Below are 19,723 nucleotides of genomic sequence, written 5' to 3'. Positions count from 1 at the left end.
GACGGCCCGCGGGGGGAGATCCCGGTGCTGCCGCCGGCAAGTACCAGAGGGATGTAGTCCGTGAACTTCGCGCTGTACCGGGAGCTGCTGGCCGTTCGGCCAATCAGGCGGCTCCTGCTCATCGGCATGGTTGCCCGCATACCGCACTCCGCGGCGGGGGTCCTGCTGACCCTGCACATAGTGCTGACGCTCGGCCAGGGCTACGCGGCCGCGGGTGCCGCTGCCGCCGTGATGACCATTGGCATTGCCGTCGGTGCGCCCTGGCGCGGCCGACGGGTCGATACGGTGGGCCTGCGGCGTGCCCTCATCCCGTCGGTCATCTCAGAGACGGTCATCTGGTCGGTTGTGCCGCATGTGTCCTACGAACTGCTGCTGCCGCTGGTGTTCGTCGGCGGACTGCTGACGCTGCCGATCTTCAGTGTGGTGCGCCAATCCCTCGGCATCCTCGCCACGCGGGAGCAGCGCCGGACAGCCTTTGCCCTTGACGCCATCTCCACGGAGCTGGTCTTTATGATGGGCCCCGCCGCCGGCGCCCTGGTCGCGACCGCCGGATACTCGGTCCTGGGGCTGACCGTCGTCGGCATCGCCACCTCGGTGTCAGGGCTCTTCCTGATGTGGTTCAACCCGCCGACCCGCAGCGCCGAGTCTGGCCTTGAGTCCGATGCAGTGTCCGAGGCAGAGTTTGAGGCAAGCCAGCAGGAAGCCGCCGAGGTCGCCGTCGTCGCCGCTGCGCCGGCGCACCTGCAGGAAGCCGCTGCCGAGTTCGCCCCGCTCGCTGCGTCGGGTGAACGCCGCCGTGTGGCGGCCGGGCTGCGGCACCGGGTGATCCACAACTTCAGATGGTTCACCCCGGCCGTGGCTGCCGTCTTCGCTGTCGCTGCCGGGGCCGGCATGATCCTCAGTGGCAGCGACGTCGGGATCGTCGCGTCGCTCGAAACCGGCGGCCACCAGGCCGAGATCGGACTGGTGTTCATTTTCTGGTGCGGGGCCTCGGTCGTCGGTGGACTGATCTACGGCGCCATGCACCGGCCGATTTCGCCGATCCTGCTGCTCCTGGGCATGTCGGCCCTGACCATTCCGATGGCTTTCGCGCAGGACACGTGGACTCTCAGCCTGCTCTCGCTGCTGCCGGGCCTGTTGTGTGCCCCGGTGCTGTCCGCGGCCTCCGAGAAGGTCGCCGAACTTGTGGACGAGAGACGCCGCGGTGAAGCGATTGGCTGGTATGGCTCGGCGCTCACCGGCGGCGTCGCCTTCGGCGCGCCGCTCGCCGGGGTCTTCATCGACAGCATCGGTGCCTCGTCCGGATTTGTGGCCGTGGGAGTGGGCGGGGTGCTGCTGTGCCTCGTCGGACTCCTGCTGCAGCACCGCCGCCGGCGGCGCCTCGCTGCTGCCTGACGGGCGCCGCAGCCCCAGCGGTTTGCGGGCGTTAACGACGGCGGCGGGCGGACCAATGTGGACCGCCCGCCGCAGCGTTGTTCGGAATACCCGGGGTGCTTTTAGTTGACCGCTCCGGTGTACTTCTCGCCCGGACCCTTGCCCGGCGCGTCCGGAATAATGGATTCCTCGCGGAAGGCCAGCTGCAGGGACCGCAGGCCGTCGCGCAACGGTCCGGCGTGCTGGGAACCAATTTCGGGCGCTGCGGCGGTGACCAGTCCGGCGAGGGCGGTGATCAGCTTGCGGGCTTCGTCGAGGTCCTTGAGTTCTTCGGCGTTGTCCTCGGCGGCGAGGCCAAGCTTCACGGCGGCGGCGCTCATGAGGTGCACGGCTGCGGTGGTGATGACCTCGATTGCGGGCACCTCGGAAATGTCGCGGATCTGCTGTGAGACGTCACCCTGGGCGCTGGCGGGCTCGTAAACGTGTGAATTACTATCTGAAGTGCTCATGCTGGTAAGCTTGACACAGACCGACTGAATGTCGTTATTTCACAGTAGTCACGTATTCACAGTTGTTATCCACCTGTTTTTATGTCACCGCAGATCTATCGCGGCGGAATAGCGGCCGGAACCCGTCAGCAACCAACATGCCCGACATGGAGGTGCGCCGGACGGGATTTCTTCTGTAGAATCGACTTTCAGTTAGCAAGCGGAGTTCTCTCCCACCCGCGTCAGCCGCTCTCCTTCGGGAAGCTTCGCAAGAAGCAAGGTTGCCGGGTACCTGGTCGGGCATTCCTCCCGGGCGTCAGCCTGGCGGGATGCATGCCGCCTCACATGAGGCAGGCAGCACCGATCTTCGAGGCCTTCGATTGCTCCGGCAATTGGGGGCCTTCTCTTTTTGCCGGTGGAATACCCCTCACGAACACAGGAGCCTTAACATTAGCGAGCCAAGAATCAATGAGCGTATCCGCGTCCCCGAGGTGCGGCTGGTCGGCCCTGCAGGCGAGCAAGTAGGGGTTGTCCGTATTGAGGATGCCCTGCGTTTGGCTGCCGAGTCCGATCTTGATCTCGTTGAGGTTGCACCGCAGGCCAAGCCTCCGGTGTGCAAACTGATGGACTTCGGCAAGTACAAGTACGAAGCCGCCGTCAAGGCACGCGAAGCCCGGAAGAACCAGACCAACACGGTTCTGAAGGAAATCCGCTTCCGCCTCAAGATCGACACCCACGACTACGAGACGAAGCGCGGCCACGCGCTCCGCTTCCTTGGCGCCGGTGACAAGGTCAAGGCCATGATCCAGTTCCGCGGCCGTGAGCAGCAGCGCCCCGAGATGGGCATCCGTCTGCTCCAGCGCTTCGCTGACGATGTCGCCGAAGTCGGCGTCGTTGAGTCCAGCCCGCGGATCGATGGCCGCAACATGGTCATGGTGGTCGGTCCCCTGAAGAACAAGGCAGAAGCCAAGGCAGAGGCCCGCCGCGCATCGCAGCGTGCGGACGCCAAAGCCGAGAACGAAGCCAAGGCTTCGGGCACGAGCCGCGTTGACACGTCCGGCGCGATGGATGCACCCCTGACCCAGTCGCTCGCCGATCTTCTCCCGGAGGGCTACCAGGTCCGCACCGAACCCGAGGCTGAAGTAACCGAAGCTGAAGTTACCGCAACGGAGACTCCGGCAACGGAGGCCCCCGCCGCGGAGGCTGCTCCCGAGGCCCCGGCCGAGAAGACCGCAGAAGCCGTGGTTGCGGCCCCGGCCGCCGAGGCCAAGGCCGAGGAAGCCCCGGCTGCCAAGGTTCCCGCCACGGAAACGCCGAAGCAGGAGGCCCCCAAGGCTGCCCCGAAGCGTGAAGCCCCGAAGACTGAGGCTCCGAAGGCCGCAGCCCGGCCGGCAGTAGCCAAGGCGCCCGCAGCGCCCAAGGCTGCCGCCAAGGCTCCGGAACCGGCGCCGGTTCCGGAGGGTGAAAAGTCCGCTCCGGCGGCTGCACCGAAGCCGGTTGCCGCACCGAAGCCGATCCCGCGGCCGTCGGCGCCGAAGCCTGCTGCACGGCCGGCGGCCCCGAAGGCCGCCGCCAAGCCGGCAAGCAAGAAGACCAACTAGTTCAGGCTGCCGGACAGCAATGTCCGGCAGTAAGCAACCAGCACGCCGCCCGCAGGGACGGCTGCACGAAAGACTGCAGACCTTGTCTGCGGATACGTAAGGAGATCGGTTCCCATGCCGAAGATGAAGACCCACAGTGGTGCTAAGAAGCGCTTCAAGCTGACCGGCAGCGGCAAGCTGCGCCGCCAGCAGGCCAACCGCCGCCACTACCTCGAGCACAAGTCCTCCAGGCTGACCCGCCGCCTTGCCGGCGACAAGATCGTCTTCAAGGGCGACGCTAAGGTCATCCGGAAGATGCTCGGCATCTAAGTTCCAAGTTCTCTGACTGTTGCCACCTGGCACCAGTCAACTACCAAAAAGGCTTCTCAGGCCAGCCGGTTGTTCCGGCAGTAGATGCTTGGGATCAGATTTTCTAAGGAGTACGCACGTGGCACGTGTGAAGAGGGCGGTCAACGCCCACAAGAAGCGCCGGGTTATTCTTGAGCGCGCCAAGGGCTACCGTGGACAGCGTTCACGCCTGTACCGCAAGGCCAAAGAGCAGCTGCTGCACTCGTTTGTGTACAGCTACGGTGACCGCAAGAAGAAGAAGGGCGACTTCCGCCGCCTGTGGATCCAGCGCATCAACGCTGCCTCCCGCGCCAACGGCCTGACCTACAACCGTCTGATCCAGGGCCTCAAGGCCGCTGAGGTCGAGGTTGACCGCCGGATGCTGGCCGAGCTTGCCGTTTCTGACGCCAACGCCTTCGCCGCGCTGGTCAAGATCGCCAAGGACTCGCTGCCCGCCGACACGTCCGCTCCGGCCGTCCAGGCCGAGGCTGCCCCGGCCGCCAAGAAGCCGGCTGCCAAGAAGGCTCCCGCCAAGAAGCCGGCTGCCAAGAAGCCTGCCGCTGCTGAGGCTGCTGAGTAGTACTCCCGTAGTTCGCACGAACTGCCTCGTTCAAGAACCGGCTGGAAAAGCCACTAAGGTTCTTATATGAACGAAACCGGGCGCCCGCAAGATGTAGAACTTTCCAATCCCCGAGCTGATCGGGTGAGGAAGGTGGCACAACTTGCCGGGCGCCCGGCCCGTTTAAAACGCCGCGAGTTCCTGGCGGAGGGACCGCAGGCGGTCCGGGAAGCACTGGCCCTGCACCAGAAGAGGATTGCCGCGGGGGAGCCCGGCATCGTCTATGAGGTCTACGCGAGCGAGTCCTGCCTGGACCGGCACCCGGACCTGGAGACACTCGCGGAGGGCACCACCGCCTACCTGGCCACCGACGAGGTGCTTGCCGCGATGGCGGACACCGTCACCCCGCAGGGCATTCTCGCCGTCTGCGGTTTCCTGGACGTCAGCCTGGAGCAGGTGCTCGACGCCGGTCCGCGGCTGCTTGCCGTGCTGTGCGAGGTCCGCGACCCCGGCAACGCCGGCACCGTGCTGCGTGCCGCCGACGCGGCCGGCGCGGACGCCATCGTCCTGACTGCGTCCAGCGTGGACATCTACAACCCCAAGGCCGTGCGCTCGACGGCGGGATCCCTCTTCCACCTGCCTGTTGTGCTCGGCGCCGAGGTCGAGGAACTGGTGGCCCGCTGCAAGGAACGCGGCATCGGAGTCCTCGCGGCGGACGGCCGCGGCCAGTTGGACCTGGACCGGCTGCAGGACCAGAACGCGGCCCGGCGGCTCGGCGCACCCGCCCTGGACTCCGAGTATGCGCTGGAAAACCCCACGGCGTGGCTCTTCGGCAACGAAGCGCAGGGCCTGTCGGAGGAAGAACTTGCCCTCGCGGACCACCGCGTGGCGGTTCCGGTCTACGGTGCCGCAGAGAGCCTTAATCTCGGCACCGCGGCCACCGTCTGCCTTTACGCCAGTGCCCGCTCGCAGCAGGACAGCGGAAGCCCGCGCCGATAATCGGTCCCGGTCCGCGGGGAGGGCCGGCAAGGGAGCCCGAAAGAGGGCCCGGCAAGGGAGCCCGAACGAGCGCCTGGCAAGAGGGCAAAGAAATCGGCGGGGGTCCACCAGATGGTGGGCTCCCGCCGTCGTTGCCCACCGTCCAGCACCCCGGGTGCCGGGCGGTGGCGTGTGCAGTTATGTGGTCTTGTTGCGTCCCGTGATGGCGCCGTAAATGCCGGCAACCACCAGGCCGCCGACAATGGCGAGGATCCAGGAACCGAGGTTCCAGAATTCCATCTTGCCGCCGCCGAACAGCAGGTCGCCGATCCACCCGCCGACAACCGCGCCGACAACGCCGAGCACGAGGCTGGTGACCCAGCCGCCGCCGACCCTGCCAGGCATGACTGCCTTGACGATTGCACCTACTATGAGTCCGAGAATGATCCAGCCTAGAAAGCCCATTACTCCTCCTACATATTCGTCGGCATCCAAAGAGTGAATCCCGATTATGGCTTCAAGCTAACATAGGCCGGTTTGCTTGTCAGCAGGATCACACCCAATCGTTATCTGCCCCGTGACCTGCGCCGTTCCGGGTCCACCGGGGCCTGCGTCCAAGGGTGAGCCGCTGGTCCGGGCGGTGCTGCGATCCGGCGATAACGGGTACGGTATTCCTTGTGGGTGCAGGCATCGGCCCGAGTCCACGACCTGGTCGAACCCCTAAGGAGAAGCTCTCTTGGCTGCAAATGGCGGTACCAAGGCGATTGTTGCGGCCCTTGCTGCGAACCTGACCATCGCCGTCCTTAAATTCGTCGCGTATTTCCTGACGTTTTCCTCGTCGATGCTGGCCGAAGCGATCCACTCACTCGCTGACTCCGGCAACCAGCTCCTGCTGCTGGTGGGCGGCAAAAAGGCCAAACGGGCCGCGAGCCCGGAGCATCCCTTCGGCTACGGGCGCGAACGTTACATTTACGCGTTCATTGTCTCGATCGTGCTGTTCAGCGTGGGTGGCCTCTTCGCCCTGTACGAAGCGTGGGGGAAGATCCAACACCCGCATGCCATCGAGGGCGCGTTCTGGTGGGTTCCGCTCGCCGTGCTCATCGGTGCCATCATCGCAGAATCCTTCTCCTTCCGGACCGCGATCATCGAATCCAACCACATCCGCGGCAAGCAGAGCTGGGTCAAATTCGTCCGCAGCGCCAAGCAGCCGGAACTGCCCGTCATCCTGCTCGAAGACCTCGGCGCACTTGTGGGACTGGTCTTCGCCCTCCTCGGCGTGGGCCTGACGCTGATCACCGGCAACGGCATCTGGGACGCCCTGGGCACGGCGATGATCGGCTTCCTGCTCGTGGCCATCGCCGCAGTGCTGGCCATCGAGACCAAGTCGCTCCTGCTCGGCGAATCGGCCACCAGGGACGACGTTGCCAAGATCAGGACGGCCATCGAGTCCGATGGCACTTCGATCATCCACCTCAAGACCCTGCACCTGGGCCCGGAGGAACTGCTGGTGGCCGCCAAGATCAGCATCGGCCACTCCGATTCGGGCCAGGACATCGCCCAGGCGATCGACGACGCCGAAATCCGGATCCGCGAGGCCGTGCCGATCGCCCGGGTCATCTACCTCGAACCGGACATCCAGCGGGTCACCACTCCCTAGCAGTAACAGGAGCGGGCGCGTGCCGGAGATCCGGCAGAGTCTGGGGCCGCTGGTCCGGTAGCCGCAGTGCGGGCTACCGGACCAGCGGCCTCTTGCGTTCCACCAGCCCGCTGATCAGGGCGACGCCGAGGCCCAGAACGGCCAGCCCGGCCCCGACGAGGGCCGGTGCAACATAGCCCCAGCCCCAGGCGATCACGAGGCCGCCGAGGAAGGCGCCCAGGGCGTTGGCGACGTTGAGCGCCGCGTGGTTGAGCGAGGACGCCAGCGAGGGCGCATCCGGGGACGCATCGAGCAGCCGGGTCTGCAGCGCCGGGACCAGCAGCGAACCGGCGCCGCCGACGACGAAGACCATCACGTAGGCGGACCACGGCCAGTGCACCGCCACGGCATAGACCACGAGGGCCACGGCTATGCCCGGCAGCACCCAGTAGATCGTCCCCATCACGGACTTGTCCGCGATCCGGCCGCCGACGATGTTGCCGGCCACCATGCCCAGCCCGTAGAGCGCGACCACCAGCGGCAGCCAGGCCGCGGGAATGCCCGCCACGGAGGTCATGGTGTGGGCGATGTAGGTGTAGGTGGCGAAGAAGCCGCCAAAACCGACGATGCCGATCAGGATCGCCAGCCAGACCTGGAGCCGCTTGAGTGCACCCAGTTCGCGGCGGAAGCTCGCGTCAGCGTGCGGCTTCTGGAACGGCAGGAACTTCCAGAGCATCGCCAGCGTGAGGATGCCGATGATGCCCACCAGCAGGAACAGCAGCCGCCAGCCATAGGTCTGGCCCAGCCAGGTGCCGAACGGAACGCCGATGACATTGGAGACGGTCAGGCCGGCCATGACCATCGAAATGGCCCAGCCGCGCTTGGTCGGCGCGACCAGTGACGCCGCGATCACGGCCGCGACGCCGAAGAAGGCCCCGTGCGGCAGGCCGGCGGCAAAGCGGGACACCAGCATGGTGCCGTAGTCGGGGGCGATAAAGGAGGTGAGGTTTGCGATGCTGAAGAACAGCATGAGTGCCAGGGCGAGGTATTTCCGCGGCATCTTGGCGCCGACGGCGGCCAGCAACGGGGCTCCGACCACCACGCCGAGGGCATAGGCAGAGATCAGGTGGCCTGCCTCCGGGGTGCTGATGCCGAGTCCCTGCTCCACCTCCTTGAGCAGGCCCATCATGGTGAACTCCGTGGTTCCGATGCCGAATCCGCCCATGGCCAGGGAAACGATGGCGAGGGCAACATGGCGGGTGCCGGTTTTGGGCGTCGCCGGGGCTTTTGTGGTGGTAGTCATTCGTCTGCTTTTCGGTGACGTCCCCGGCGCATGGCAGGAGAATGCGGCAAAATAAGTCTGATGTATGGGTTGGTATGTGTAACGGGGCCGGCCCGCCCGGTATTCCGGGTACTCGCCGCTGGCGGCCCTTCTATTCTCCCCTAAGCCGGCTGCGCACCTAGACTTGGGGCGTGACTGAACTGATCAGCGTCGTAGGCGGCGCGGTACTGGACTCCCTGGCCGCACCCGGGCGGCTGCTCGCGGCGCGGCGGACGGCGCCCCCGCAATTCGCCGGCATGTGGGAGTTTCCCGGCGGCAAGGTCGAGTCCGGCGAGTCAGCCGAGCAGGCCCTGCACCGTGAGCTGCTCGAAGAACTTGGCGTGACCATCCGGCTCGGCGCCGAGCTGGACGGCGGATCCGCCGACGGCTGGCCGCTCAACGAGCGCGCGGCGATGCGGGTGTGGTTCGCGGAACTGGTCGACGGCGTTCCCCACCCCCTCCAGGACCACGATGAGCTGCGCTGGATCGACCTCCGGGACCGCGACGAAGTGCTCGGCCTGGAGTGGATCCCGGCTGACCTGCCCATCGTCGAGGCGTTGCTGGACAAGCTGCGGGTTTCGGATCCGTCGGCCGTTTCCGCGAACTGAGCAAAGCCCGCAGGCCGCCGCGGCCCCACCTCTCGCCAAAGCGTGAAGCATGGAACTACGCTGAAGCGAATCGAGAGGAGCAACCCGTGCAGGTGGGTGTCAAACGGGAGCAGCGGGCAGGGGAGCGCAGGGTTGCTGCCACCCCGGAGACGGTGCAACAACTCAGGGCCCTCGGCCTTGACGTGGCTGTGGAGGCCGATGCGGGCGCCGGGGCCGGGTATGCGGACGCCGCGTTCGCCGCGGCCGGAGCATCGATCGTTCCTGAGCTGACCGCCGAATCCCTGGATGTCCTGCTGCACGTCCGGCCGCTCGAACCGGAGACCGCCGCGCGGCTCCGCCCCGGCACCATCACCATCGGCTTCGCCTCCCCGGGGTCGGAACTGCCCGGTGTGCGCTGCCTCGCCGCCGCAGGGGTCACCGCCTTTGCGCTGGAGCTCGTGCCGCGCATTTCCCGGGCCCAGTCAATGGACGCGCTCAGTTCCCAGGCGCTCGTCGCCGGCTACCGCGCCGTGCTGGAGGCAGCCCTGCGCTATCCCCGGTTCTTCCCGCTCTACATGACGGCCGCAGGAACGATCCCGCCCGCCCGGGTGCTCGTCCTGGGGGCCGGCGTCGCCGGACTGCAGGCGATCGGCACCGCGAAACGTTTGGGGGCGCGGGTCTCCGCCAACGACATCCGCGCCGCGTCCGCCGACGAGGTCGCTTCGATGGGCGGCACGTTTATTCACCTTGATCTCGACGCTGCCGCGGAGGGCAGCGGCGGTTACGCCCGTGAGCTGGGCGAGGACCGGGCAACACGCCAGCGGGCCCTGCTCGCCCCGCACGTGGCAGCGGCGGATGTCCTGATCACGACGGCGGCCATTCCCGGCCGCGCGGCCCCCCTGCTGGTGACAACGCAGATGGTCGCCGGCATGCGGGCCGGTTCGGTCGTCGTCGACCTGGCCGCGGAATCCGGCGGAAACGTCGAAGGAGTCATCGCGGGCCGGGACCTCCAGATCCCGGTGGATGGCGGTTCTGTGACCCTGGTGGGACTGCAGGACGCCGCCTCGGCAATGCCCTCCGACGCTTCCCGGCTGTTCGCCAAAAACATCGCAAACCTGCTGGCCCTGATGACCGACGACGGCAAGGTTGTACCGGACTTCGACGACGAGGTCATCGCCGGCGCCTGCCTCACCCACGGCGGCACGGTCAGGCACGCCGCCACCGCCGATGCACTGGAGGCCCTCAAATGATGGATCCGATCACGCTGTTGACCGTGGTGGTGCTCGCCGTTTTTGTGGGATTCGAGGTCGTCTCCAAGGTGACCAGCAAGCTGCACACTCCGCTGATGTCCGGCGCCAACGCCATCCACGGCATCATCCTGGTCGGCGCCATTATCGTGGCCGGACAGGCCAGTGACCCATGGCTGCTGACGGTGGCCCTGACCGCCGTCGTGCTGGCGACCGCCAACCTGGTCGGTGGATTCGTCGTCACGGACCGGATGCTGGAGATGTTCGGCAGCCGGAAGCCTTCCCGGCCCCGTGCCGGCACCGGGAAGGACGTCACATGAGCATCCTCGGCCCCGGATGGACCGCGCTGTTCTACCTGGCGGCCGCTGTCTGCTTCATCCTCGCGCTGAAAGGCCTGAGCTCGCCACGGACCGCGCGGAGGGGCAACGCCATCGGGGCGGCCGGCGCCCTCGTGGCCGTGGTCACGGTGTTCCTTTCCGCGAAACTGGAGAACATCCCGCTGATCATCGCCGCCATCGCAGTCGGTTCCGCCGTGGCCGTCCCGGTTGCCCGGCGGGTGCAGATGACCCAGATGCCGCAACTGGTAGCCCTGTTCAACGGGGTCGGCGGCGGCGCCGCAGCGCTGGTCGCGGTGCTGGAACTGGGCCACAGCGGGGACCCCTGGGTGCGGCTGGCCGTCGTGTTCACGATGCTGGTCGGCGCGGTCTCCTTTGCCGGCTCGGCCGTGACGGTGGGCAAGCTGCAGGAGCTGATCAGCACCCGCCCCCTGCTGTTCCCCGGAATGCCGGTGGTAATGGGCGTTGTGGTGCTGGGGGCCGTCGCCGCCGGAGGCCTCGTTGTCGGCACCGGTTCCGCCGGCTGGGCGGTGGCGCTGCTGGTGTTGGGCCTGGTGGCAGGACTTCTGCTGGTCCTTCCCGTCGGCGGGGCGGACGTGCCGATCGTGATTTCCCTGCTCAACGCCTTCACAGGCCTCGCGGTCGCCGCGTCCGGCATTGTGCTGGGCAATGTGCTCCTGCTGGTCGCCGGAACGCTGGTCGGGGCCAGCGGTACCATCCTGACCAAGGTGATGGCGTCCGCCATGGGCCGTGGAGTCACGGGAATTATGTTCGGCGCTTTCCGCGGCGGCTCGACGGCGGGATCCACCGTGCAGAGCGACCGGCCCGTACGCTCCTGCTCGCCGGAGGACGTCGCCGTCCAGCTCGGCTATGCGCAGCGCGTGGTGATCGTCCCCGGCTACGGGCTCGCCGTGGCCCAGGGCCAGCACACCATCGCGGAGCTCGCTATTGCCTTGGCGGCCCGCGGCGTCGAGGTGGTCTTTGCCATCCACCCGGTGGCCGGCCGGATGCCAGGCCACATGAACGTACTCCTCGCGGAAGCGAACGTTCCTTATGAGGCGTTGAAGGAGCTCGAGGAAGCCAACCCGGAGTTCCCCAACACCGACGTGGCGCTCATCGTGGGCGCCAATGACGTGGTTAATCCCGCCGCCAAGTCCACGCCGGGGGCGCCGATCTACGGGATGCCGATCCTTGAAGTGGCCCAGGCCGGGCAGGTGGTGTTCCTCAAACGCTCCATGCGGCCCGGTTTCGCCGGGATCGAGAACGAACTGCTGTTTGACCCGAAGACCACACTGCTCTTTGGCGACGCCAAGGATTCGCTCACCCGCGTCCTGGGCGCCGTGAAGGCGCTCTAGCTAGAACAGCATGGGCTGCGCCGTCTCGGTTATGGTCCGCGCGCCGGACGCGGGTGCCGCCGCGCCGGGGATGCTGCCGGCCGGGTACTGCGCTTCCTCATCCCGCGGATCAGTGCTGCCGGGATCGTCGTTGAGGTCGCGGTGGCTGAAGCCTTGGGATCCGGAGAAGCCGTGGCGGGCCTTGAAGTACCGGATGCGTCCGGAGAGCCAGGTCCGGTACTCCTCGGAGGCGTAGGAACCGGTGCCGTACAGCCGCCGGTACTTTCCGGCGAGCTGGGGATGCTCGCGGGCGATCCACTGCATGAACCATTCCCGGGTTCCAGGTTTGAGATAGAGGGCTCCGGCGGTGACGCCGGTGGCGCCCGCCGCAGCCAGGGAGCCGAACAGGGAATCCAGCGCCTCGTCGCTGTCCGAGAGCCAGGGAAGGATGGGCATGGCCATCACCCCGCACGGCAACCCCGCCTCCCGAAGCCGGGTGATCAACTTCAGGCGCGCCCGGGGACCGGGCGTCCCCGGCTCGACGGCCTCGGAGAGGTGCTCGTCCGTCATCGCCAGCGAGATGCCCACGCCCACGGGCACCTGGGCCGCGGCATGCTTCAGGAGCGGGATATCCCGGGCCAGCAGCGTGCCCTTGGTCAGGATCGACAGGGGAGTGCCGGAATCCGCCAGGGCCCCGATGATGCCAGGCATGAGCTGGTAGCGGCCCTCCGCCCGCTGGTAAGGATCCGTGTTGGTGCCCAGGGCCACGTGCTGCCGCGCCCAGGAGGGCTTGGCAAGCTCCCGGCGCAGGACCTCGGCGGCGTTGATCTTGACCACCACCTGGCTGTCAAAATCCAGCCCGGCGTCGAAATCGAGGTAGGTGTGGCTCTTCCGGGCGAAACAGTAGACGCACGCGTGGCTGCAGCCGCGATAGGGATTGATGGTCCATTCAAAAGGCATCCGCGAACCGGCGACCACTTTGTTGAGCACCGATTTGGCGGTGACCTCATGGAAAGTGACCCCGGCGAACTCGGGCGTGGTCACCGAACGCACCAGACCGATCAGGGGAAGCAGGGGATCGGTCGTCGGAACCGCCGGGAATGCGCTCCCCGCCCGGCCGGTACCAGTGGCAAGTGGTGTGCCACCCGAGGCGGCGTGCCCGCTGGCCGTGTCCCCAAGGGCCGTGTCTCCGGGCACCGGTTTCAGTGCTTGTGCGTCCCATCTCATAGGTCAATTCGAATATATGTTCTAGTTTAAGTCAAGAACCCTGAGGGCAAGTCGCTGGAAGTGCCTCCCCGGAAGGACGGTGCCCCAGAGGCAGGAGGAAGCCCCGGCATCACGCCCCGCTCAGGGTGACCAGCCACAGGCACCACATCCAGGTGCGCCAGCCGTGAACTGCCCGCACGCCCCTCAGGGCCGTCCTTTCACATCAATTTCAGCTAGATGCCCTTCGGCCGATGCCGGAAGAGGCTTTTTGGACTGCGCTGACGTGAACGGAACAGGGCGCCGGCCGAGACCCGTCCGTCTCTCCCCGGCTCAGCCGAAGTCATCCCTGATCGCGCACACGCTGACGGAGATACCGTGACTAATCACCCGCCAACTCCACGATGCCCAGGCACTGGATCAGTACATGTTCGGGCTGCCGTGGATCATCACCCCAAATCCGGACCGGTAGTTCCCCGGTGAGCGTCCTGATGCCGGTGATGCGGTCCCGGTACACGGAACGGATCTCAACGAGACGTCGCTCAGTGGCGAGCGTGCCCTCGAAGAGCAGCACAAAGTCCGGACCTGGGGCGTCGAAGGCGATCTTGATTTCAACGTCACCTTCGGCGTCGTGTTGAACGGCAAGGGCCAGGATGCTCGTGGACTGCCAAACATTGGCCACCCCGTCGAGGTCAGGGACTTCCGGGTTGTCTTCGGTTTCCAGGAGCATCAGGGCATTCGGAAACCAGGCGCTGGTTTTGAAGAGATGGCTCATGCGCAACTCGTTGGGAACATGGGGGCCGCGCCCGATTGCCGCGCTGACGCCAGTATCTCCGGGAGTCTTCCCCCAAGGCTGGATTCGGCCGCCGTTTTTGCAGTCTCAGTCACCGCCGGCCGGCCGTACGGCGGGCCGGCTTGTAGGCTGGGGCGATGATTCTCCTGACAGGTTTCGAGCCCTTCGGCGGCGAAAGCATCAACCCGTCGTGGTCGGCAGCGCGGGAAGCCGCGGCCCGGCTCCGGGCCGAGGGAATCGACGCACGGGCCGTGGAGCTGCCCTGCGTCTTCGGGGCAGCGATTCGCGTGCTGGAAGCGGCGCTGGAGCAGCACGGCCCGGAGCTGGTGGTCTGCGCCGGCCAGGCCGGCGGACGTTCCCGGGTATCGCTGGAACGGATCGCGATCAACTGCGACGACGCGCGGATCCCGGATAATGCCGGCAGCGCCCCCGTGGACCAGCCGGTGGTCACCGGGGGGCCAGCCGCATACTTCAGCACTCTTCCGGTGAAAGCCGCGCTCGCGGACCTCCTGGCGGCGGGGATCCCCGCCGAGGTATCCCAGACCGCAGGCACGTACGTCTGCAACCACGTCTTCTACGGTCTGATGCACGCCCTGCGGCTTAGGCCCGGAACGCGGGGCGGGTTTGTCCACGTTCCGTACGTGCCGGCCCAGCTGCCGCCGGGGAGTACGGATCCGGCGCTGCCGCCGGAACAGCTGGCGGAGGCGCTCGCCGTCGTCGTCCGGAGCGCCCTGGCGACGACGGCGGACCGGAAGATCGCCGCCGGCGCCACGCACTAGCCGGCGCCACATATGAGCCGGACCCGGATCCGGCCGGCCCGGCACCTGCCCGCGCCAATTCCTGGTGGCTACGGCGCCTCAGCCGAGCAGTTCCCACACCACGTTGACCGTGGCGCTGACGCTGGATTCGCCGGCCTCCACGGTGAGCGACTCCACCGCGGCGGCCCGCTGCATTTTCGCCACCGGGATCGGCGCCGGGTACCCGGTCTGCTGCGCGAGGGAAACAACCTTGCCCAGTGACGCACCGGCGAGGGACGCGAAGTGCCCGGCCGTTGTGAGGGCGTCCTGCCAGGCGGCCTCGCGGGCACCCGCCGTAACGGCAGCGGAATCGGCGAAACCCAGTTCCAGCCCGTTCAGCCGGACAGCGTTGCCGCCGGCTGCGACCGCGGCGGCGATGACCTCCGAGGATTTGCCCAGTTCCCTGAGCCGGACGCTCAGCACGCTCGACGCCAGGTAGCCCGAGACAACCTGGCCACGGCCCTCCTGCCAGTTCACCTCGGCGCGGACGTTGAGTCCCGACGTCGTGATGTCCGGATTCGCGACGCCGTAATGGCGGAGTTCCGACGTGATGGCCGCGGAGACACGGCCCGCCTCCCCGTAGGCAGCACCGACGTCCTCCTGGCGGCACTCGACGCCGATCGAGAGGGTCAACAGGTCCGGTGCAGCTTCCGCGCTGCCGGATCCGGTGACTGAAATTGTCCTGGGGCTGTCGGTCATTCTTACGCCTCGTTCCGTTCTTGGGTCGTCGGGGCCGTCCGGTGTCCGGATCCGGGCTTTCCGGATCCGGCAGGGAAATCCGCTGTTGGAATCCGGGGCTTGGGTGCCCGCTTCAGCTCCGGGTAGCCGCCCGCGCGCAGGCCGGCCTGACGTTCGAAGACATTGCGCGAGCCTGGGTTGCCGGTCCGGGCCAGCGACCAGCCTGCCGCGAGGAAATACAGCGGCAAGAACGGCAGGCCCAGGCACCAGGCGTACTGGGTGCTGTGGCGCTCCTCGTGCCGCAGCAGCACCGGGTTGGCCAGGGCTTCCTCGGGAGCGGCGCGGAACAGCACCACATTGCCGACCGTAAAAGCGCCGGCGAAAGGAAGCCGCCAGCGGTAGCCGGTGGCGATCAGCAGGCCCCGGGGCCCGCGGCGGACAGGCGTGCGGGCGCAACCGGCCAGCAACAACCCCAAAGGAGTGGTCGCATTCAGTACGTTGGCGAGCTGCCGCAGCCTTTGTCCCGGCGTCATAACGCCATGCTAGCCGGGCGCCCCGCCATCCGGGATAGGCAACCGGGGATACGTGGCAGGGCCCGTTGGGGCACCGTCACGTTCAGTCACCTGGGCGGGTTCAACTAGACTGAAGGGGAGTGCCCGCCGGAGCGTTATTTGGCGAGCCCTGCCCTTTGTCAACGCGCGGGTCCCTGCACCTGTTGGTCCTGTGCCCGTTGGCATAAACCGACTCGTAGCTAAGAACAGTAGATGACTGAAACTTTGCCGGGCGCCGGCGTCCCGAATCCCACGGATGAAGCCGCCATCACCGCCGCCGTAGACCAGGCCGTTGCCGCCATTGCCGCCGCCTCCACGCTAGATGAACTCAAAGCCGCACGCCTCGCGCACACCGGCGAGAAGTCCGCGCTGAGCCTCGCCAACCGTGAAATCGGCGGGCTGCCAAAGGACCAGAAGGCCGCCGCCGGCAAGCTCATGGGCTCCTCCCGCGGACGCGTCAACAAGGCGCTCGCGGACCGTACGGCCGAGCTTGAAGCCGAGAACGACGCCCGTATCCTGGTCGAGGAGACCGTCGACGTGACGGCCGCCCCGCGCCGCCGTCGCGCCGGTGCACGCCACCCCCTCTCCACGCTGCAGGACCGTGTCGCGGACATCTTCGTCGGCATGGGCTGGGAAATCGCCGAAGGCCCCGAGGTCGAATCCGAGTGGTTCAACTTCGACGCGCTGAACTTCAAGCCGGACCACCCGGCCCGCGAAATGCAGGACACCTTCTTCGTGGAGCCGCCCGAGGCCCACCTCGTGATGCGCACCCACACCTCGCCGGTGCAGGTCCGCTCCATGCTGGAACGCGAACTGCCCATCTACGTGCTGTGCCCCGGCAAGGTGTTCCGCACCGATGAACTGGATGCGACGCACACCCCGGTGTTCCACCAGTTCGAGGGCCTGGCCATCGACAGGAAGCTCAGCATGGCCGACCTCCTGGGCACCCTGGAGCACTTCACCCGGCAGATGTTCGGCGACGAGGCGTCCGTGCGGCTGCGTCCGAACTATTTCCCGTTCACCGAGCCCTCCGCGGAGCTGGACATCTGGCACCCGGGCGCCAAGGGCGGCCCGCGCTGGATCGAATGGGGCGGCTGCGGAATGATCAACCCGAACGTGCTCCGCGCCGCGGGCATCGATCCGGACATCTATTCAGGTTTTGCCTTCGGCATGGGCATCGAGCGTGCGCTCATGTTCCGCAACGAGGTCGGCGACATGCGCGACATGATCGAAGGCGATGTACGTTTCAGCGAGCACTTCGGGATGGAGATCTAACCGTGCGTATCCCACTTTCCTGGCTGCGTGAATTCGCGCAGGTACCGGCCGGAGCAACGGCCGAAGACGTGATGGCCGACCTGGTCAAGGTCGGTTTTGAAGAAGAAGCCGTGCACCGGCCGACCGACACCCTGCAGGGCCCCATCGTGGTGGGCCAGGTCCTGAGCATCGTCAAGGAACCCCAGACCAACGGCAAAACCATCAACTGGTGCCAGGTCCGGGTTGTCCCCGAAGGCCAGCAGCAGAGCCTCACCGGCGAGGGCATCGACCCCTCCGGAGTGCAGGGCATCATCTGCGGTGCCCACAACTTCGTGGCAGGCGACAAAGTGGTGGTCACCCTTCCGGGCGCCGTGCTGCCCGGCGACTTCCACATCTCCGCGCGGAAGACCTACGGCCACCTGTCCGCCGGGATGATCGCCTCCGTGCGTGAGCTCGGCATCGGCGAGGACCACGACGGCATCCTGGTGCTGTCCCGGATCGGGCTCGACCCGGAAATCGGCACCGACGCCATGGAACTGCTGGGCCTCTACGACCAGGCCGCCGAAATCAACGTCACCCCGGACCGCGGCTATGCCTTCTCGATCCGCGGTGTGGCCCGTGAATACGCCCACGCCACCGGCACGTCCTTCACCGACCCTGCCTCCAGGGTCCAGGCGCCCGCGGCACTGTCCGGCGGCCACGGCGTCAAACTCAACGACGACGCCCCGATCTACGGCAAACCCGGCTGCGACCGCTTCGTGGCCCGCACCGTCCGCGGCGTCGACGCCACGATGCCGGCACCGCAGTGGATGACCGCCCGGCTGCGGCTCGCCGGCATCCGCTCGATCTCGCTGCCGGTCGACATTTCGAACTACGTCATGCTTGAACTCGGCCAGCCCACGCACTGCTACGACCTGGACAGACTGTCCGGCGACATCGTGGTCCGCCGTGCGGTGGCCGGGGAAAAGATCACCACCTTGGACGCCAGGGAACGCGCGCTCGACGTCGAGGACCTTCTCATCACCGACGGGTCCGGCGCGATCGGCATCGCCGGCGTGATGGGCGGGGCCGCCACCGAGGTGTCCTCCTCCACCACGAACGTCCTCGTGGAGGCGGCGCACTTCGACGAGGTGTCCATCGGACGCTCCCGCCGGCGCCACAAGCTGCCGTCCGAGGCCTCCAAACGCTTTGAACGCGGCGTCGACTGGCAGGTGGCCGGCGTCGCCGCCCAGCGCGTCGTTGACCTCCTGGTCGAACTCGCCGGGGGCACCGCCGATGAGGCGGGCACCGACGTCGGGACCGCACCCGACGCCGTCACCGTCGAGCTGCCCGCGGCGTTTGCCGCGGCCCGGATCGGTATCGACTTCACCGAAGAACAGATCGTCACCTCGCTCGAGGACCTGGGCGCCGTTGTGGTGAAGCACGACGGCGGGTACACCGTGACCGCCCCGAGCTGGCGGAACGACCTGGAAACCAAAGAGGACCTCACCGAGGAAATCGCGCGGCTGGTCGGCTATGACAAGATCCCCGCGACCCTGCCGGTGGCGCCTCCGGGCCGCGGGCTGACCCGCGTGCAGCAGCAGCGCCGGCGCCTCGTCCAGGCGCTGGCCGCCTCCGGCCTGACGGAGGTCCTGGCCTATCCGTTCGTCTCCAAGGCCGCCAACGACACCTTCGGTGTGCCCGCAGAGGGATCGCCGCGCAAGGCCCTCAAGCTGGCCAACCCGATCAGCGAGGAACAGGGCTACCTGCGCACCTCGATCCTGCCGGGCCTGATCGAGGTCGCCAAGCGCAACCACTCCCGCGGCTTCCGCGACCTCGCCCTGTTCGAGGCCGGGCTCGTGTTCCTGCCGGGCGACACACTCGGCACCGCGTCGATCCCGCCGCTCGGCGCGAAGCCCAGCGAGGAGGTTCTCGACGGCCTGTATGACGGCGTCCCGGACCAGCCGCTGCACCTCGCCGCCGTGCTGACCGGGCATGACTCACCGACGGCCGCCGGCCACACGCCCCGGGCGTGGGACTGGGCCGACGCCCTGGACATCGCCCGGATCGCCGGTGACGTCCTCGGCGTCGACGTCGTGGTCAGCCAGGGTCGGCACCAGGCCTTCCACCCCGGCCGGACCGCGCAGTTGGCGCTCCGCACCGGCGAAGTCGTCGGATACGCCGGCGAGCTGCACCCGAAGCTGCTGGCCGCGCACGACATGCCGGCCCGGTCCGTGGCACTGGAATTCAACGCGGACGCCCTCTTCGAGGCCGCGGCGGACGTCATTGTGGCCCGGCACATCTCCACTTATCCGGTGGCCAGCCAGGACGTTGCCCTGGTGGTTCCGCAGGAGGTCCCGGCGGAGGATGTGCTGGCTGCCCTGCGCGAAGGAGCCGGCGGGCTGCTTGAGGACGTCGCACTCTTCGACGTCTACGCGGGCAAGGGCATCGAGGAGGGCAGGAAGTCGCTGGCCTTCAGCCTGCGCTTCCGTGCCGCCGACCGCACGCTCACCGCGGACGAAGCATCCGCGGCCCGCGAGTCTGCCGTCGCCGTCGCCCACGAGCGCTTCGGAGCAGTCCAACGCTAGAAATCGGCGGAACCCTCGCCGTTTCCGGCACCACCGTCCGGTCCGTCCGTCTTGCCGACGTCGGACCGGACGCTGAGGCGTTCCTCGATCCCG

20 protein-coding genes are annotated in these 19,723 nt (G+C 67.4%); 13 read left to right on the top strand and 7 right to left on the bottom strand.

Annotation, left to right across the window (positions count from 1 at the left end; genetic code table 11):
* Positions 1–60 precede the first annotated feature (60 nt).
* Positions 61–1,395 (top strand): MFS transporter, encoded by a 1,335-nt coding sequence (locus AC50YM_RS14495; RefSeq protein WP_494957656.1) that lies wholly within the window; start codon positions 61–63, stop codon positions 1,393–1,395.
* Positions 1,396–1,496: 101 nt separating this feature from the next.
* Here AC50YM_RS14495 and AC50YM_RS14490 read toward each other — a convergent pair whose 3' ends face one another.
* Complete coding sequence (locus tag AC50YM_RS14490; protein WP_494957655.1) at positions 1,497–1,883, bottom strand: DUF1844 domain-containing protein; 387 nt, start codon at positions 1,881–1,883, stop codon at positions 1,497–1,499.
* A 470-nt stretch (positions 1,884–2,353) separates the two neighbouring features.
* On the opposite strand from AC50YM_RS14490, the gene infC reads away from it, so the two are divergent.
* The 4 genes from infC to AC50YM_RS14470 all read left to right on the top strand — a co-directional run bounded on the left by infC (position 2,354) and on the right by AC50YM_RS14470 (position 5,348).
* Positions 2,354–3,463 (top strand): translation initiation factor IF-3, encoded by a 1,110-nt coding sequence (gene infC, locus AC50YM_RS14485; protein ID WP_494957654.1) that lies wholly within the window; start codon positions 2,354–2,356, stop codon positions 3,461–3,463.
* 114 nt (positions 3,464–3,577) lie between these two features.
* Complete coding sequence (gene rpmI, locus AC50YM_RS14480) at positions 3,578–3,772, top strand: 50S ribosomal protein L35 (RefSeq protein ID WP_009358635.1); 195 nt, start codon at positions 3,578–3,580, stop codon at positions 3,770–3,772.
* Positions 3,773–3,890: 118 nt separating this feature from the next.
* The gene (gene rplT, locus AC50YM_RS14475; protein ID WP_494957653.1) at positions 3,891–4,370 is read left to right on the top strand and encodes a 50S ribosomal protein L20; all 480 of its coding nucleotides are present in this window, start codon (positions 3,891–3,893) and stop codon (positions 4,368–4,370) included.
* A 66-nt stretch (positions 4,371–4,436) separates the two neighbouring features.
* Positions 4,437–5,348, top strand: a complete 912-nt coding sequence (locus AC50YM_RS14470; RefSeq protein ID WP_494957652.1) for a TrmH family RNA methyltransferase — start codon at positions 4,437–4,439, stop codon at positions 5,346–5,348.
* Positions 5,349–5,525: 177 nt separating this feature from the next.
* Here AC50YM_RS14470 and AC50YM_RS14465 read toward each other — a convergent pair whose 3' ends face one another.
* Entirely contained in the window at positions 5,526–5,792 is a 267-nt protein-coding gene (locus tag AC50YM_RS14465; protein WP_494957651.1) for a GlsB/YeaQ/YmgE family stress response membrane protein, read from the bottom strand.
* A 271-nt stretch (positions 5,793–6,063) separates the two neighbouring features.
* Between AC50YM_RS14465 and AC50YM_RS14460 the strand changes: the two genes are divergently transcribed.
* Positions 6,064–6,984: a cation diffusion facilitator family transporter gene (locus tag AC50YM_RS14460; protein WP_494957650.1), complete on the top strand. Its 921-nt coding sequence runs from the start codon at positions 6,064–6,066 to the stop codon at positions 6,982–6,984.
* A 73-nt stretch (positions 6,985–7,057) separates the two neighbouring features.
* Here the strand turns inward: AC50YM_RS14460 and AC50YM_RS14455 are convergent, their stop codons facing one another.
* Complete coding sequence (locus AC50YM_RS14455) at positions 7,058–8,266, bottom strand: MFS transporter (protein WP_494957649.1); 1,209 nt, start codon at positions 8,264–8,266, stop codon at positions 7,058–7,060.
* A 170-nt stretch (positions 8,267–8,436) separates the two neighbouring features.
* On the opposite strand from AC50YM_RS14455, the gene AC50YM_RS14450 reads away from it, so the two are divergent.
* The 4 genes from AC50YM_RS14450 (at position 8,437) to AC50YM_RS14435 (ending at position 11,808) form a co-directional block, all read left to right on the top strand.
* Complete coding sequence (locus AC50YM_RS14450; protein ID WP_494957648.1) at positions 8,437–8,892, top strand: (deoxy)nucleoside triphosphate pyrophosphohydrolase; 456 nt, start codon at positions 8,437–8,439, stop codon at positions 8,890–8,892.
* A gap of 86 nt (positions 8,893–8,978) precedes the next feature.
* Positions 8,979–10,121 (top strand): Re/Si-specific NAD(P)(+) transhydrogenase subunit alpha, encoded by a 1,143-nt coding sequence (locus tag AC50YM_RS14445; RefSeq protein WP_494957647.1) that lies wholly within the window; start codon positions 8,979–8,981, stop codon positions 10,119–10,121.
* Positions 10,121–10,438, top strand: a complete 318-nt coding sequence (locus AC50YM_RS14440) for an NAD(P) transhydrogenase subunit alpha part 2 (protein ID WP_494957691.1) — start codon at positions 10,121–10,123, stop codon at positions 10,436–10,438. Before AC50YM_RS14445 ends, AC50YM_RS14440 begins: the two co-directional genes overlap by 1 nt.
* Complete coding sequence (locus AC50YM_RS14435) at positions 10,435–11,808, top strand: NAD(P)(+) transhydrogenase (Re/Si-specific) subunit beta (protein ID WP_494957646.1); 1,374 nt, start codon at positions 10,435–10,437, stop codon at positions 11,806–11,808. Before AC50YM_RS14440 ends, AC50YM_RS14435 begins: the two co-directional genes overlap by 4 nt.
* On the opposite strand, the gene AC50YM_RS14430 is transcribed toward AC50YM_RS14435, so the two are convergent.
* Positions 11,809–13,014: an Rv2578c family radical SAM protein gene (locus tag AC50YM_RS14430; RefSeq protein ID WP_494957645.1), complete on the bottom strand. Its 1,206-nt coding sequence runs from the start codon at positions 13,012–13,014 to the stop codon at positions 11,809–11,811.
* 358 nt (positions 13,015–13,372) lie between these two features.
* The gene (locus AC50YM_RS14425; RefSeq protein ID WP_494957644.1) at positions 13,373–13,765 is read right to left on the bottom strand and encodes a hypothetical protein; all 393 of its coding nucleotides are present in this window, start codon (positions 13,763–13,765) and stop codon (positions 13,373–13,375) included.
* Between the two features lie 155 nt (positions 13,766–13,920).
* On the opposite strand from AC50YM_RS14425, the gene pcp reads away from it, so the two are divergent.
* On the top strand, positions 13,921–14,562 hold the full coding sequence (pcp, locus tag AC50YM_RS14420) for a pyroglutamyl-peptidase I (RefSeq protein ID WP_494957643.1): 642 nt from the start codon (positions 13,921–13,923) through the stop codon (positions 14,560–14,562).
* Between the two features lie 78 nt (positions 14,563–14,640).
* Here pcp and AC50YM_RS14415 read toward each other — a convergent pair whose 3' ends face one another.
* Together AC50YM_RS14415 and AC50YM_RS14410 are read right to left on the bottom strand one after the other, a co-directional pair.
* Positions 14,641–15,279 (bottom strand): SIMPL domain-containing protein, encoded by a 639-nt coding sequence (locus AC50YM_RS14415; RefSeq protein ID WP_494957642.1) that lies wholly within the window; start codon positions 15,277–15,279, stop codon positions 14,641–14,643.
* Positions 15,280–15,281: 2 nt separating this feature from the next.
* The gene (locus AC50YM_RS14410; protein WP_494957641.1) at positions 15,282–15,791 is read right to left on the bottom strand and encodes a hypothetical protein; all 510 of its coding nucleotides are present in this window, start codon (positions 15,789–15,791) and stop codon (positions 15,282–15,284) included.
* Positions 15,792–16,022: 231 nt separating this feature from the next.
* Between AC50YM_RS14410 and pheS the strand changes: the two genes are divergently transcribed.
* Together pheS and pheT are read left to right on the top strand one after the other, a co-directional pair.
* Positions 16,023–17,084 (top strand): phenylalanine--tRNA ligase subunit alpha, encoded by a 1,062-nt coding sequence (gene pheS / locus AC50YM_RS14405; protein ID WP_494957640.1) that lies wholly within the window; start codon positions 16,023–16,025, stop codon positions 17,082–17,084.
* A 2-nt stretch (positions 17,085–17,086) separates the two neighbouring features.
* Complete coding sequence (gene pheT, locus AC50YM_RS14400; RefSeq protein WP_494957639.1) at positions 17,087–19,630, top strand: phenylalanine--tRNA ligase subunit beta; 2,544 nt, start codon at positions 17,087–17,089, stop codon at positions 19,628–19,630.
* The last annotated feature ends 93 nt before the right edge of the window (positions 19,631–19,723 follow it).

Source organism: Pseudarthrobacter sp. RHLT1-30-1, assembly GCF_059383415.1.
Note: the sequence above shows the minus strand (reverse complement) of the source record. Positions and strands in the feature narration are given on the sequence as shown.

What these genes read in the sequence shown, in the direction of transcription:
- AC50YM_RS14490 (WP_494957655.1), bottom strand. Translation starts at nt 1,883, where the DNA reads ATGAGCACTTCAGATAGTAATTCACACGTTTACGAGCCCGCCAGCGCC.
- rpmI (WP_009358635.1), top strand. Translation starts at nt 3,578, where the DNA reads ATGCCGAAGATGAAGACCCACAGTGGTGCTAAGAAGCGCTTCAAGCTG.
- AC50YM_RS14470 (WP_494957652.1), top strand. Translation starts at nt 4,437, where the DNA reads ATGAACGAAACCGGGCGCCCGCAAGATGTAGAACTTTCCAATCCCCGA.
- AC50YM_RS14465 (WP_494957651.1), bottom strand. Translation starts at nt 5,792, where the DNA reads ATGGGCTTTCTAGGCTGGATCATTCTCGGACTCATAGTAGGTGCAATC.
- AC50YM_RS14455 (WP_494957649.1), bottom strand. Translation starts at nt 8,266, where the DNA reads ATGACTACCACCACAAAAGCCCCGGCGACGCCCAAAACCGGCACCCGC.
- AC50YM_RS14440 (WP_494957691.1), top strand. Translation starts at nt 10,121, where the DNA reads ATGGATCCGATCACGCTGTTGACCGTGGTGGTGCTCGCCGTTTTTGTG.
- AC50YM_RS14435 (WP_494957646.1), top strand. Translation starts at nt 10,435, where the DNA reads ATGAGCATCCTCGGCCCCGGATGGACCGCGCTGTTCTACCTGGCGGCC.
- AC50YM_RS14430 (WP_494957645.1), bottom strand. Translation starts at nt 13,014, where the DNA reads ATGAGATGGGACGCACAAGCACTGAAACCGGTGCCCGGAGACACGGCC.
- AC50YM_RS14425 (WP_494957644.1), bottom strand. Translation starts at nt 13,765, where the DNA reads ATGAGCCATCTCTTCAAAACCAGCGCCTGGTTTCCGAATGCCCTGATG.
- pcp (WP_494957643.1), top strand. Translation starts at nt 13,921, where the DNA reads ATGATTCTCCTGACAGGTTTCGAGCCCTTCGGCGGCGAAAGCATCAAC.
- AC50YM_RS14415 (WP_494957642.1), bottom strand. Translation starts at nt 15,279, where the DNA reads ATGACCGACAGCCCCAGGACAATTTCAGTCACCGGATCCGGCAGCGCG.
- AC50YM_RS14410 (WP_494957641.1), bottom strand. Translation starts at nt 15,791, where the DNA reads ATGACGCCGGGACAAAGGCTGCGGCAGCTCGCCAACGTACTGAATGCG.
- pheS (WP_494957640.1), top strand. Translation starts at nt 16,023, where the DNA reads ATGACTGAAACTTTGCCGGGCGCCGGCGTCCCGAATCCCACGGATGAA.